The 13,495-nt window shown below is 73.1% G+C and carries 11 protein-coding genes; 5 read left to right on the top strand and 6 right to left on the bottom strand.

Annotation, left to right across the window (positions count from 1 at the left end):
* Nucleotides 1-245: 245 nt before the first annotated feature.
* From ACIBW6_RS18065 to ACIBW6_RS18050, 4 genes are all read left to right on the top strand, one after another.
* Nucleotides 246-1,019 (top strand): IclR family transcriptional regulator, encoded by a 774-nt coding sequence (locus tag ACIBW6_RS18065; protein WP_399060613.1) that lies wholly within the window; start codon nucleotides 246-248, stop codon nucleotides 1,017-1,019.
* Nucleotides 1,020-1,374: 355 nt separating this feature from the next.
* Nucleotides 1,375-2,166, top strand: coding sequence for an MIP/aquaporin family protein (locus ACIBW6_RS18060; RefSeq protein WP_399060611.1), 792 nt, complete (start codon nucleotides 1,375-1,377; stop codon nucleotides 2,164-2,166).
* Nucleotides 2,167-2,226: 60 nt separating this feature from the next.
* A complete protein-coding gene (gene glpK / locus ACIBW6_RS18055; RefSeq protein WP_399060609.1) occupies nucleotides 2,227-3,765 on the top strand; it encodes a glycerol kinase GlpK in 1,539 nt (512 codons plus the stop codon).
* Between the two features lie 9 nt (nucleotides 3,766-3,774).
* Nucleotides 3,775-5,391 carry an FAD-dependent oxidoreductase gene (locus ACIBW6_RS18050; RefSeq protein ID WP_399060607.1) on the top strand — a complete coding sequence of 539 codons (1,617 nt, stop codon included), beginning with the start codon at nucleotides 3,775-3,777 and terminating at the stop codon, nucleotides 5,389-5,391.
* A 104-nt stretch (nucleotides 5,392-5,495) separates the two neighbouring features.
* Here the strand turns inward: ACIBW6_RS18050 and ACIBW6_RS18045 are convergent, their stop codons facing one another.
* From ACIBW6_RS18045 to ACIBW6_RS18025, 5 genes are all read right to left on the bottom strand, one after another.
* Nucleotides 5,496-6,017, bottom strand: coding sequence for a MarR family winged helix-turn-helix transcriptional regulator (locus tag ACIBW6_RS18045; RefSeq protein ID WP_399060605.1), 522 nt, complete (start codon nucleotides 6,015-6,017; stop codon nucleotides 5,496-5,498).
* 100 nt (nucleotides 6,018-6,117) lie between these two features.
* Nucleotides 6,118-6,720, bottom strand: a complete 603-nt coding sequence (locus ACIBW6_RS18040; protein WP_399060603.1) for an SRPBCC family protein — start codon at nucleotides 6,718-6,720, stop codon at nucleotides 6,118-6,120.
* 23 nt (nucleotides 6,721-6,743) lie between these two features.
* Complete coding sequence (locus tag ACIBW6_RS18035; protein ID WP_399060601.1) at nucleotides 6,744-9,095, bottom strand: xanthine dehydrogenase family protein molybdopterin-binding subunit; 2,352 nt, start codon at nucleotides 9,093-9,095, stop codon at nucleotides 6,744-6,746.
* A gap of 2 nt (nucleotides 9,096-9,097) precedes the next feature.
* The gene (locus tag ACIBW6_RS18030; protein WP_399060599.1) at nucleotides 9,098-9,643 is read right to left on the bottom strand and encodes a (2Fe-2S)-binding protein; all 546 of its coding nucleotides are present in this window, start codon (nucleotides 9,641-9,643) and stop codon (nucleotides 9,098-9,100) included.
* Entirely contained in the window at nucleotides 9,640-10,509 is an 870-nt protein-coding gene (locus ACIBW6_RS18025; protein WP_399060597.1) for an FAD binding domain-containing protein, read from the bottom strand. The genes ACIBW6_RS18030 and ACIBW6_RS18025 overlap by 4 nt, the downstream gene beginning before the upstream one ends.
* 219 nt (nucleotides 10,510-10,728) lie before the next feature.
* On the opposite strand from ACIBW6_RS18025, the gene ACIBW6_RS18020 reads away from it, so the two are divergent.
* The gene (locus ACIBW6_RS18020) at nucleotides 10,729-11,955 is read left to right on the top strand and encodes a TetR family transcriptional regulator (protein WP_399060595.1); all 1,227 of its coding nucleotides are present in this window, start codon (nucleotides 10,729-10,731) and stop codon (nucleotides 11,953-11,955) included.
* On the opposite strand, the gene ACIBW6_RS18015 is transcribed toward ACIBW6_RS18020, so the two are convergent.
* Nucleotides 11,945-13,309, bottom strand: a complete 1,365-nt coding sequence (locus ACIBW6_RS18015; RefSeq protein WP_399060593.1) for an MFS transporter — start codon at nucleotides 13,307-13,309, stop codon at nucleotides 11,945-11,947. The genes ACIBW6_RS18020 and ACIBW6_RS18015 overlap by 11 nt on opposite strands.
* Nucleotides 13,310-13,495 lie beyond the last annotated feature (186 nt).

The raw sequence follows: 13,495 nt of genomic DNA, 5'->3' as shown, positions 1-13,495 counted from the left end.
CGCACCCGGCCAGGGTAGCCGGGACCCGCGCCGGATCGGGGAGGCGTCCACGGCGTGGAACGCCGCGCGGCGCGGGCGGGCCACACTGTGCGGAGCGGCCCCGGCGGCGAGCGGCTCGAAAGAAGGGCGTACGCCGCATTAGCAGGAGGTCGGCAACCACCGATACTGTTCAGCATTGTCGAACGTTGCCCGGCGACACCGGTCGTCGCCAGAGGAACCGAGGAACCGAGGAGGAAGGGGCTGCGATGGCACGCAACATCCAGTCGCTCGAACGGGCCGCGGCGATGCTCCGGCTCCTCGCGGGCGGCGAGCGGCGGCTCGGGCTCTCGGACATCGCCTCCGCCGTCGGCCTCGCCAAGGGCACGGCCCACGGCATCCTGCGCACGCTGCAGGCCGAGGGGTTCGTGGAGCAGGACGCGGCGTCGGGCCGCTACCAGCTGGGCGCGGAACTGCTGCGCCTGGGCAACAGCTACCTGGACGTGCACGAGCTGCGGGCCCGCGCGCTGGTGTGGACGGACGACCTGGCGCGCTCCAGCGGGGAGGCCGTCTACCTGGGGGTGCTGCACCAGCAGGGCGTCCTGATCGTGCACCACGTCTTCCGGCCCGACGACAGCCGGCAGGTCCTGGAGGTGGGCGCGATGCAGCCGCTGCACTCCACGGCCCTGGGCAAGGTGCTGTCCGCGTACGACCCCGTGGCCCACAGCGAGGTCATGGAGAGCGAGCGCAAGGAGTTCACGGCCCGTACGGTCGGCTCCCTGGAGGGGTTCGAGGCGGTGCTCGACCTGACCCGCGCGCGCGGGTACGCCGAGGACGTCGAGGAGACCTGGGAGGGCGTGGCCTCGGTCGCGGCGCCGATCCACGACCGGCACCGGATGCCGGTGGGCGCGGTGGGGATCACCGGAGCGGTGGAGCGGGTCTGCAAGGACGAGGACCGGGGCGCCCTGCGCCCCGAGCTGATCGCCGCCGTACGGGACTGCGCCCGCGCCGTCTCCCGGGACCTGGGGGCCAGCCGGTTCTGAACCCGGCGCCCCCACCGCCCGCACTCCGCCCGCCGCCCCGTCCCCGGACGGGGCTTTCTCGTCCCGGGGTGCGGGGCGCACCCGTCCGCGCGACCATCGAGACACGTCCATGACCGCAGCGTCACCGATAGGCGTGCCCGATCAATAACGATCGTGCTTTGGATAACAGAACCCTTGACGATCGTGTGACCCCGGAGCAAGACTCGCGTCCATCGGTCGGCATTGTCGAACAGCTACCGGCAATACGCGTTAGAGTGTGACAAGGCCAGGCCGAAACCGCCCGCATCGGGCGCGGACCACCGGAGAGGGACCCGGGGTTCGGTTTTTCCCTGGACGAAGGACAAAGGAGTCGCGGGTGTCCAGCTCCGACATCTTCATCGGCGAGACCATCGGTACCGCCGTGCTCATCCTGCTGGGCGGTGGCGTCTGCGCCGCCGTCACTTTCAAGCGCTCGAAGGCGTACGAGGCCGGCTGGACCGCCATCGCGTTCGGCTGGGGCTTCGCGGTCCTGACCGGCGCCTACCTCGCGGGCGGCGTCTCCGGCGCCCACCTGAACCCCGCGGTCACCCTCGGTCTCGCCATCGAGGGCGGCACCAAGTGGAGCGACGTACCGCTCTACCTCGGCTCGCAGCTGCTCGGCGCGATGATCGGCGCCGTGCTGGTCTGGGCGACGTACTACGGGCAGTTCCGCGCCCACCTGACCGACCCGGAGATCATCGCGGCGCAGCCCGCCGACGAGGGGCTGGTCGACCAGAAGGCCGCGCCGAAGGCGGGCCCCGTGCTCGGCGTGTTCTCGACGGGCCCGGAGATCCGCAACGTCGTGCAGAACCTCGTCACGGAGGTCATCGCGACCGTCGTGCTGGTGCTCGCCATCCTCACGCAGGGCCTGAACGACGGCGGCAACGGTCTGGGGACGCTCGGCGCCCTGATCACCGCGCTGGTCGTCGTCGGTATCGGTCTCTCGCTCGGCGGCCCCACGGGGTACGCGATCAACCCGGTCCGTGACCTCGGCCCGCGCATCGTGCACGCCCTGCTGCCGCTGCCCAACAAGGGCGGCTCCGACTGGTCGTACGCCTGGATCCCGATCGTGGGTCCGCTGATCGGCGGCGCCATAGCCGGTGGCCTCTACAACGTCGCGTTCAAGTAGGCCCGCCCGGCACCGCGAGCACCCCGCCCGAGCACCGAGACCCCTCTTCAGGAGCACCCCGTGACCGACGCACACACCGCAGGCCCCTTCATCGCGGCGATCGACCAGGGCACCACGTCCAGCCGCTGCATCGTGTTCGACAAGGACGGCCGCATCGTCTCCGTCGACCAGAAGGAGCACGAGCAGATCTTCCCCAAGCCCGGCTGGGTCGAGCACGACGCGAACGAGATCTGGGCCAACGTCCAGGAGGTCGTCGCCGGCGCCGTCTCCAAGGCCGGCATCACCCGCGACGACATCAAGGCCATCGGCATCACCAACCAGCGCGAGACGACGCTGCTCTGGGACAAGAACACCGGTGAGCCCGTCCACAACGCCATCGTCTGGCAGGACACCCGCACCGACGCCCTGTGCCGGGAGCTGGGGCGCAACGTCGGCCAGGACCGCTTCCGCCGCGAGACCGGCCTGCCGCTCGCCTCCTACTTCGCCGGACCCAAGGCCCGCTGGCTGCTGGACAACGTCGAGGGCCTGCGCGAGCGCGCCGAGCGCGGCGACATCCTCTTCGGCACGATGGACAGCTGGGTCATCTGGAACCTGACCGGCGGGGTCGACGGCGGCCGGCACGTCACCGACGTCACCAACGCCTCCCGCACGATGCTGATGAACCTGCACTCGATGGAGTGGGACGAGAAGATCTGCTCGTCCATCGGCGTCCCGATGACCATGCTGCCCGAGATCCGCTCCTCCGCCGAGGTCTACGGCGAGGTCACCGGCGGCACGCTCGGCGACGTCCTGCGCGGTGTGCCCGTCGCGTCGGCGCTCGGCGACCAGCAGGCGGCCCTGTTCGGCCAGACCTGCTTCGCCGAGGGCGAGGCCAAGTCCACGTACGGCACCGGCACCTTCATGCTGATCAACACCGGTGACAAGGCCATCAACTCCTACTCCGGGCTGCTGACGACCGTCGGCTACCAGATCGGCGACCAGAAGCCGGTCTACGCCCTGGAGGGCTCCATCGCGGTCACCGGTTCGCTGGTGCAGTGGATGCGCGACCAGATGGGCCTGATCAAGTCCGCCGCCGAGATCGAGACGCTCGCGTCCTCGGTCGAGGACAACGGCGGCGCGTACTTCGTGCCGGCCTTCTCCGGCCTGTTCGCCCCGTACTGGCGCCCCGACGCCCGCGGTGTGATCACCGGCCTGACCCGGTACGTCACCAAGGCGCACATCGCGCGCGCCGTCCTGGAGGCCACGGCCTGGCAGACCCGTGAGATCAGCGACGCCATGACGAAGGACTCCGGCGTCGAGCTGACCGCTCTGAAGGTCGACGGCGGCATGACCTCCAACAACCTGCTGATGCAGACCCTCTCGGACTTCCTGGACGCGCCGGTGGTGCGCCCGATGGTGGCCGAGACGACCTGCCTCGGCGCCGCCTACGCCGCCGGTCTCGCCGTCGGCTTCTGGTCCAGCACCGACGACCTGCGCGCCAACTGGCGCCGGGCCGCCGAGTGGACGCCCCGCATGGACGCGGACACCCGCGACCGTGAGTACAAGAGCTGGCTCAAGGCCGTGCAGCGGTCCATGGGCTGGCTCGAAGACGAGGAGTAAGACCCCACCATGACGACCCAGCCCACCCTGCAGACCGTGCCTGCCCTCGGAACGCACCCGGCCGCCGGCTCCAACCCGAGCCGCGCCGAGACCCGCGAGCAGCTTTCCAAGGCGACGTACGACCTCCTGGTGATCGGCGGCGGCATCCTGGGCATCTCCACTGCCTGGCACGCGGCGCAGTCCGGTCTCAGGGTGGCCCTGGTCGACGCCGGTGACTTCGCCGGCGCCACGTCCTCCGCCTCCTCGAAGCTGCTCCACGGCGGTCTGCGCTACTTGCAGACCGGCGCGGTCAAGCTCGTCGCGGAGAACCACTTCGAGCGCCGCGCGGTCTCCAAGAACGTGGCGCCGCACCTGGCCAACCCGCTCACCTTCTACCTGCCCGTCTACAAGGGCGGCCCGCACGGCGCGGCCAAGCTGGGCGCGGGCGTCTTCGCGTACAGCGCGCTGTCCGCGTTCGGCGACGGCGTCGGCCACCTGCTCTCCCCCGCCAAGGCGCAGCAGGACGTGCCGGAGCTGCGCACCGAGAACCTGAAGGCCGTGGCCGTGTACGGCGACGACCAGATGAACGACGCCCGGATGGCGCTGATGACGGTCCGCGCGGCCGTCGAGGCCGGTGCCGTCGTCCTCAACCACGCCGAGGTCACCGGCCTGCGCTTCACCCAGGGCCGGGTCACCGGCGCCGAGCTGAAGGACCGTACGAGCGGCGACGAGTTCGGGGTGAACGCGCGTCTCGTGCTGAACGCGACGGGCCCCTGGGTCGACCACCTGCGCAAGATGGAGGACCCGGACGCGGCTCCGTCCATCCGCCTGTCCAAGGGCGCGCACCTGGTCCTGAGGCGGACCTCGCCGTGGAAGGCCGCGCTCGCCACCCCGATCGACAAGTACCGCATCACCTTCGCCCTCCCCTGGGAGGACATGCTGCTGCTCGGCACGACCGACGAGGAGTACGAGGGTGACCCGGCCGACGTGTCGGTCACCGAGAAGGACATCGACCAGATCCTCGACGAGGCCGCGTTCTCGGTCCGCGACCAGCAGCTGAAGCGGGACCTCATCACCTACTCGTTCGCCGGTCTGCGGGTGCTGCCGGGCGGTCCCGGCGACACCTCGAAGGCCAAGCGCGAGACGGTCGTCACCGAGGGCCGGGCGGGCATGCTGTCCGTCGCGGGCGGCAAGTGGACGACCTTCCGCCACATCGGCCGTACGGTGATGAAGAAGCTGGAGTCGCTGCCGGGCCACCCGCTCGGCGCGGACTTCGAGCCGATCGACGAGCTGCCGAAGCGGCTGCCGCTGCCCGGTGTCGCCAATCCGCGCGCCGTCGCGCACCGCCTGCTCATCGACAACCCCGCGCCCGGCCCGCGAATGGCCGCCGACACCGCCAAGCACCTGGCGACGCACTACGGTTCGCTGGCCTTCGACATCGCGCGGCTGGCCAACGAGAACCCGGAGCTCGGCGAGCGCGTCCACCCGGACGCGCCGGAGATCTGGGCGCAGGTCGCCTACGCCCGCGACCACGAGTGGGCCGAGACCCCGGACGACGTGCTGCGCCGCCGCACCACGCTGACGATCCGCGGCCTGGCCACGGACGAGGTGCGCGGCAAGGTGCAGGACCTGCTCGACGAGAAGTAGCCCGGCGGCAGGTGGCAGGGGCGGCTCCCGCGAGGGGCCGTCCCTGCTCCGTCGTCGAGCCCGACCGGACTGCGCGACGCTGGAGTGAGGCCGCGGCCCGGCCGCTACTGATCGTCCGCGTCGACGATCGAGCGCTCCAACTTGGCGAGGAGACGGGCGAGTTGGCGGCGCTCGGCCGGGGAGACGCCGGCCAGCATCCGGCGCTCGTTGTCCAGGTGCTCGGCGAAGACCTCGTCGACCTTGGCGAGGCCCTCGCCGGTCAGCCGGGAGTAGACGACGCGCCGGTCGTCGGCGTCGCGCTCGCGGACGATCAGGCCGTCCTTCTCCAGGCGGTCCATGCGCAGGGTGACCCCGGCCGAGGAGACGAGACCCGAGTCGGCGAGCTGGCCCGCGGTCAGGCGGTAGGGCGCCCCCGCGCGGCGCAGCGCGGTCAGGACGTCGAAGCCCGCGACGGACAGCCCGTGCCGCTCGATCGACGCGTTGAGCCGGGTGTTGTACCGCAGGAACGAGCGGTGCAGCCGGGCCAGCACCTCCAGCGGGGAGGTGTCCAGCTCGGGCCGCTCCCGCGCCCAGTCCGCCACGATCTGCGTCACGGCGTCCTGCCGTGCCGGCCTGCGCTCGGCCATCGCGCCCCCTCAGCTGCTTCCGGGTCGGGCGCGATACCGTACGCCCCTGAAAATTCTACCCCTGAAGCGATCCTGACCGGTCCGGTCCGGTCCGCCCCGGTCAGGTGCGGCGGCGCAGGACGCGCAGGAGGACGGCCGCGGCGAGCACGGCGGCGGCCGGGACGGCGGCCCTGCGGAGCAGGACGGGCAGGGCCGCGGCGCCGAGGTCGACCGCCTCGGGTTCGGCGGCGCCGGCCGCGGGGGGTGCGGGTACGGCGGCGGCCGGGGCGCTCAGCAGCCCGGCGAGCCGGGTGGCGAACTGGCCCACGATGCGGTCGCCGACCTCGGTCATGATGCCCCGGCCGAACTGGGCGGGGCGGCCGGTGATGTCGAGGTCGGTGCGGACGCGGACGCGGGTGCCGTCCGGGTCGCCGGTGAGTTCCGCGGTGACGACGGCGGAGGCGGTCCCCGCGCCCCGGGTCTCGCTGCCGCTCAGGGCCAGGCGCACGGTGCGGGCGGCCTCATCGCGGGTGACGGTGCCCTCGCCCCGGTAACTCATCTGCACCGCGCCGACCTTGACCTTGACGCGGCCCGTGAAGGCGTCGCCGTCGAGGGTGTCGAGCACGGCGCCCGGCATGCAGGGGGCGACGCGGGCGAGGTCGTGGAAGAGCCGCCAGGCGTCGTCGGGCGCGGCCGGGACGGTGAAGGAGTGGTCGAGCTGCATGATCGGGTGGATCTCCTCGCGGGTCAGGGGGTGGGGGCGGTGCGCAACAGGTCGCGCAGGCGGCTGGGGGAGAGCGGGCCGCGGCGCACGACGACGCCGAAGGGGCGCAGCGCGTCCTCGACGGCGTTGGCGAGCACGGCCTGCGGGGCGATGGCGCCGCCCTCGCCGAGCCCTTTGACGCCGAGGTCGTTCATCGGGCTCGGTGAGTGGATCTCGTCCATGTCCAGGTCCGGGATCTCGGACGAGGTGGGCACGAGGTAGTCCATGTAGGTGCCGGTGCGGGGCTGGCCGTCGGGGCCGTAGACCATCTCCTCGTAGAGGGCGCCGCCGATGCCCTGGGCGACGCCGCCGGTGACCTGGCCCTCGGCGATGAGGGGGTTGACGATGACGCCGGCGTCGTGCACGACGACGTACTGGAGGATCTCCAGCTCGCCGGTGGCCTCGTCGACCTCGACGACGGCGGCGTGCGCGCCGCTGGCGACGGCGAAGCCGGGCGGGCGGAAGTGGACGGTCTCGCTCAGCTCGGTGCCGTGCCTGCCGTCGGTGGGTTCGGGGGTGCCGGGCAGGGCGGCGCGGCCCGCGAGTCCGGCGAGGGTGAGGGTGGGTCCGCCGGGGCTCTTGGTGGTGAACACCCCGTCGGTCAGGTCGAGTTCGGCTGCGGGGACGCCGAGTCGGCGGCCCGCCGCGTCGAGCGCCTTCTCCCGGACGAGCTTCGCGGCGCGGTGGGTGGCGTTGCCCGCGTTGACGAGGGCGCGGCTGGCGATGGTGCCGACGCCGAACGGGGTCCTGTCGGTGTCACCGCCCACCACATCGATGGCGTCGAGGGGCACGCCGAGGGCGTCGGCGGCGATCTGCGCCATGGAGGTGCGGTGGCCCTGCCCCTGGGAGGGGGCGCCGATGGCGAGTTTCACGCGGCCGCTGGGGGCGATGTCGACGCGGGCGGTCTCGAACGGGCCGAGGCCGGTCGCCTCGATGTACATGGCGTAGCCGACGCCGACGTGCCGGCCGGGGCCGCGGGGAGCCGGCACGGTGACCCTGGCGCGGGCCCGGCGCAGCAGTTGGGGGAAGTCGCCGGAGTCGTAGGTCTGCGGATTGCCGGAGCGGTCGACGAGTCCGGTGGTGTACGGCATGGCGTCGGGGCCGATGAGGTTGCGGGCCCGCAGGTCGGCGGGGTCGATGCCGAGCCGGTGCGCGAGGCGGTCCAGGGCGCGCTCCATCGCGAAGACCGTCTCGGGGCGGCCCGCGCCGCGGTAGGGCGTGGCGAAGGCGGTGTTGGTGAGGACGCCGACGACGTCGATGTCGGCGTTCGGGACGCGGTAGGGGCCGAGGAGGTGGCAGAGCGAGTTGTAGGGGACGACCAGGCCGGTCATGTTGTAGGCGCCGAAGTTGACGGTGACGCGGTCCCGGACGGCGAGGAGGCGGCCGTCGGCGTCGGCGGCGAGTTCGATGCGGTGGAGCTGTTCGCGGGCGTGGGAGGCCGCGGTGAGGTTCTCGTTGCGGTCCTCCCGCCACACGACGGCGCGGCCCAGCTCGCCCGCCGCGTAGGGGATCAGCAGTTCCTCGACGTAGAGGATGCCCTTCTGGCCGAAGCCGCCGCCGACGTCGGTGGCGATGACGCGGACGGTCTCGGACGCGCGGCCGAGGGTGTGGGCGACGGCTTCGCGGACGCGGTGCGGGGTCTGGGTGTTGGACCAGACGGTGAGGTCGCCGCTGTAGGAGTCGACGCGGGCGGCGACGGCGCGGGTCTCGATGGGCGAGGCCACGTAGCGGTGGGCCTGGAACTCCTCGCTGATGACGGTGTGCGCGGCCGCGAACGCGGCGTCGGGGTCGCCGACGCGGGCGGTGACGGCGACCGCGGTGTTGTCGGGCAGGTCGTCGTGGAGCAGCGGGGCGTCCGCGGCGCGGGCCAGGCGGGGGTCGACGAGGGCGGGGAGCGGCTCGTAGCGGACGTCGATGAGTTCGAGGGCGTCCTCGGCGAGGTAGCGGTTCTCGGCGAGGACGAGCGCCACGGGCTGGCCGACGTAGCGCACCTTGTCGTCCGCGAGCAGCGGCATCGGTGTCATCGCGACGTACGGGTCGAGGAGTTCGGCGAGCCGGGGCGGGGTGCGCAGTTCCTCGCGGTTGAGGAGGGCGGGCAGGTGGGCGACGTCGGCGCCGGTCCACACGGCGAGGACGCCGGGGGCGGTGCGCGCGGCGCGTACGTCGACCGCGGTGATCCGGGCGTGGGCGTGCGGGCTGCGCAGGACGGCCGCCTCGGCGGCGCCGGGCAGGTCGATGTCGTCGACGTAGCGGCCCTCGCCGCGCAGCAGGCGGTCGTCCTCGACGCGCGGGACGGGGCGGCCGATCCAGCCGCCCGGATGGTGTGGTGCGGTCATGGTCACGCGCCCTCCTCGCCGTAGGTCTCGTCGAGGGCCTGGCCCAGGGCGCGGCGGATGTTGCGGTAGCCGGTGCAGCGGCACAGGTGGCCGCTGAGGGCGTCGGCGACCACCGGCGCGGCGGGCCGCTCGTCCTGTTCGGTCAGGGCCGTGGCGGTCATCAGGAAGCCGGGGGTGCAGAAGCCGCACTGCATGCCGTGGCACTCGTGGAAGGCGCGCTGCACGGGGGTGAGCGGCGCGTCCGCCGGGGCGAGGCTCTCCACGGTCCGCAGGGCCGTGCCCTCGCACTGGACGGCGAGGGTGAGGCAGGAGCGGACGGGGGTGTCGTCGACGAGGACCGTGCAGGCGCCGCAGACGCCGTGCTCGCAGCCGACGTGGGTGCCGGTCAGCCGGAGCCGGTCGCGCAGGAAGTCGCTGAGCAGCAGCCGGGACTCGACCTGGGCGGTGACGGGCGCGCCGTTGACGGTGAGGCGCAGTTCGTGCCAGGCGGAGGGTTCGGCGAGGGGTGGGGTCCGCGCGGGGCGGGCGGCGGGGGTCACGGAGGTCATCGGGTGCGCTCCCAGGCGGTGGTGCAGGCGCGGACGAGGAGGTGGGCGGCGGTCTCGCGGCGGTGGGCGGCGGTGGCGTGGACGTCGTCGGACGGTTCGAGGTGGGCGAGGGCCGCGGCGCGGGCGGCGTCGAGGGCGGCGGGGCCCGCGTCTGAGCCGGTCAGCGCCGCCTCGGCGGCGGGCAGCCGCAGCGGCACGGAGCCGGCGCCGCAGAAGACGACACGGGCGGCACCGATCGCACCGGCGGCGCCCGCCGCGCGTTCCAGGCGGACGGCGACCCCGACCGTGGCGAAGTCCCCGTGTCTGCGGGCGTGTTCCTCGAACGCCCAGCCGCCCGCGCAGGGCGGCAGCACCACCTCGGTGAGGAGTTCGTCCGGTGCGACGGCGGTCTGGAAGGTGGCGACGAAGAAGTCGGCGGCGGCCACGGTCCGCTCGCCGGCCGGTCCCGCGATCACGAAACGGGCGTCGAGGGCCAGGGCGGCGGTGGGCAGTTCGGCCGCGGGGTCGTGGTGGACGAGGCTGCCGCCGACCGTGCCCCGGGCCCGGATCTGCGGATGCCCGATGTGCCCGGTCGCGGCGGCGAGCAGCGGCCAGCCGGAGCGGACGACGGGGTCGGCCGCGGCCCGGGCCTGCCGGACGGCGGCGCCGATGTGCAGGGCGCCACCGGCGTCGACGGTGATCCGGTCGAGGCCGGGGATGCGGGTGACGTCGACGAGCAGGCCGGGGCGGGCGAGCCGCATGTTCAGCATCGGGATCAGCGACTGGCCGCCCGCCACCACCTTGGGGTCGCGCTCCTCGTCGGCGAGGAGGGCGAGGGCCTCGGGCACGGTGCGGGGGGCGCTGTAGTCGAAGGGTGCGGGTTTCAAACCGGCTGACACCTGGCCTCTCGGACGGCGAGCTACTCGGACGGCGATCTACCTAACCCCTGAAATGATTGACACTGAACTATCGTGTTGGCAAGGGGTGCGCGGAAGAAGATGAAAGCCTGTTGTTCCGGGGGCAGGTGGCTCGCATTCGATCTGAACGACCGTGCAAAAGTGATCGCGGGACCGGCTGCTCGGCGGGCGGCCGTCTACTGTGGCGGCGTGGACGCAGTGAACGAGCGGCGGCGCGGACGGCCGCACGACCCCGAGGGAAACCGCCGGGCGGTACTGGCAGCGGCCCGGCGCCTGTTCGCGGCCCACGGGTACCAGGGGGTCGGCATCCGGGCGATCGCCGCCGAGGCCGGGGTGACTGCGGGGCTCGTGATGGCGTACTTCGGGTCCAAGGACGGGCTGTTCCGTGCCGTGGTCGGCGAGGGCACGGGCGTCACCGCCCATGTGCTCGACGAGGCCGGGAACGATCCGGCGGGGCTCCCCCGGGCGCTGGCCCGCTCCTACCTGGACCGCTGGGACCGCCTCTCGGCGCAGGACCCGCTCGCCGCGCTGATCCGCTCGGCGCTCACCCATCCGCCGAGCGCGCAGCACCTGGCCGAGCTGCTCGAACGGGTCGTGACCCGGCCGCTGTCGGGCGTGCTCGGCGACACGGCGGACGGCCGCGCCCGCGTCGGCCTGGTCCGCAGCATCTTGTTCGGCGTCATCATGGAGCGTTACGTCTTCGCCCACGAGCCGGCGGCGTCGGTGCCGACGGCCGACTGGGAGCCGCTGCTGACCGCGGCGCTCGCGGCGGCGGTCGGTACACCCGCGGAAGCGGGCAGCACTGATGCCCCGGACCGTGCCATGGACCCGGATGCGGACCCGGACCCGGATGCGGACCCGGACCCGGATGCGAACCCGGACCCGGATGCGGACCCGGACCCGGATGCGGCCCCGGACCCGGATGCGGACCCGGACCCGGATGCGGACCCGGACCCGGCGCAGGCGCGGGTCCCGGCCACCGACGCCGACACCCGCGTCTTCACCGCCCTCGCCGAGTGCGCGGCCCTCCACCGGGCCGCGGCCGAGCGCGTCGTCAAGGGGCACGGCATCAGCCTGGCCGCGTTCGAGGTGCTGGCCGAGCTGCGGCGGGCGGGCGCGCCCCACCGCCGCACCATGAGCGAGCTGGCGGCGGCCGGCGCCGTGCGCGCCGGCAACGTGACCCAGCACGCCGACCGGCTCGCGCGGGCCGGGCTCGTGGAGCGGGAGCGGGACGACGAGGACCGGCGCGTCGTGCACGTGCGGCTGACCGCGGCGGGCCGTGACCTGGTGGACCGGGCGGCCGAGGAGCGCGGGGCCGGCGAGCGGCGGCTGCTGGACGGCCTGCGCCCGGCCGAGCGCCGCCAACTGGAGGAACTGCTGCGGGCGTTGCGCCGCTCGCTGCGCGCTACGCGTTGAGCTCCTCCAGCGTCCGGCCCTTGGTCTCCACAGCGAACAGCGCGACGAGGGCGCCGACTCCGGCCACGCACGCGAGCTGGACGAAGACGAGGCTGAGGCTGCCGCCCGAGCCGAGGATCGCGCCGACCGTGATGGGGCCGAGGATCACGCCGAGCCGGTTCCACAGGCCGCCGAACGCCGCGCCCCTGGCCCGGTTCGAGGTCGGGTACAGCTCCGGCGAGTAGAGGTAGAGGCCCGCGTTGATCGCGTAGACGAAGAACGTCGTGGCGGAGGCGAAGACGGCGACCTGTACGCCCGAGGTGACGCCGGCGAGGGCCAGCGTGCCCAGGGCGAGGGCGGTGCCGCCGAGCGCGGCGACCAGGGCGGGGCGGCGGCCGATCCGGTCGATGACCAGCGCGACGGCGAACGTGCCGAACAGTCCGGTGACGTTGCTCAGCAGGGTGTAGACGAGCGCCGTGGTCAGGTCGAGGCCGAAGTTCTTGGTGTAGAGCGAGGGCAGCCAGGTCGAGATGCCGTGGTTGACGTAGTACGCGACGAACCACAGGGCGGACAGGACGGTGGTGCGGCGCAGATAGCGGCCGGTGAACAGGTCCCGCAGGCGCCCGCGCGTCACCTCCTCCGGGGGCGCGTCGGCGGGCCGGGGCAGCGGCTCGCGGACGGCCTTCTCGACCTCGGCCTCGATCCGGGCGATGACCCGCTCGGCCTCCTCGGTCCGGCCCTGCGACAGCAGCCAGCGGGGTGATTCGGCGACGTGGCGCGGGAGGAGGACCGCGACCAGGACGGGCAGCGCGCCGATCACGAACATGGCGCGCCAGCCGAGGTTCGGCACCACCCACACGGCGACGAGGCTGGCCGCGGCGAGCCCGGCCGGGAAGATCATCTCGTAGAGCAGGACGAAGCGGCCGCGCTTGTCGGAGCGGGCGATCTCGTTGATGTACGTGGCCGCGACGGGGACGACGCCGCCGATGCCGAGGCCCTGGACGAACCGGAAGAGGGAGAACAGCTCGATCCCGTTCGCCAGGGCGACGGCCAGGCTGGCGATCCCGGTGGTGGCGACGCCCAGGGCCACGGTGCGCACCCGGCCGATGCGGTCCCCGAGCCAGCCCGCCAGCAGGGCGCCGAGCAGCATGCCGACGGAGCCGGCGGTGACCGCGAAGGTGGCCTGGCCCGTGGAGAGGTGCCAGTCCTCCGTCAGGACGGGCAGCGCGGAGGCGGCCAGGAGCTGGTCGAAGGCCTCGAAGAAGGTCACGGCGCCGATCAGGAATCGGACCTTGACGTGCCAGCGGGAGTGCGGCAGCCGTTCGAGCCTGGCTGCGATCGAGCCGAGGCCCTGTTTACCGGCCACAGTCGTCATGGAGGGGTCCTTCCGCGAACACGCGAACAGAGGAGTTCCGCCGACAGTAGGAGGCGACACCTAAGTGGTCAATGGTTAGGCGCTTAGACATATGAACCGGGGCTATACCTCCAGGGGTCTTGCGGAGAAACATTTAAGCGCTTAGATTTCTAGCACTTCAGCGACTCCGCCGACCCGCCTGGTCCC

Source organism: Streptomyces sp. NPDC049813 (assembly GCF_044465085.1).
GTDB lineage: Bacteria > Actinomycetota > Actinomycetes > Streptomycetales > Streptomycetaceae > Streptomyces.
This window is presented reverse-complemented; position numbering and strand designations above follow the sequence as displayed.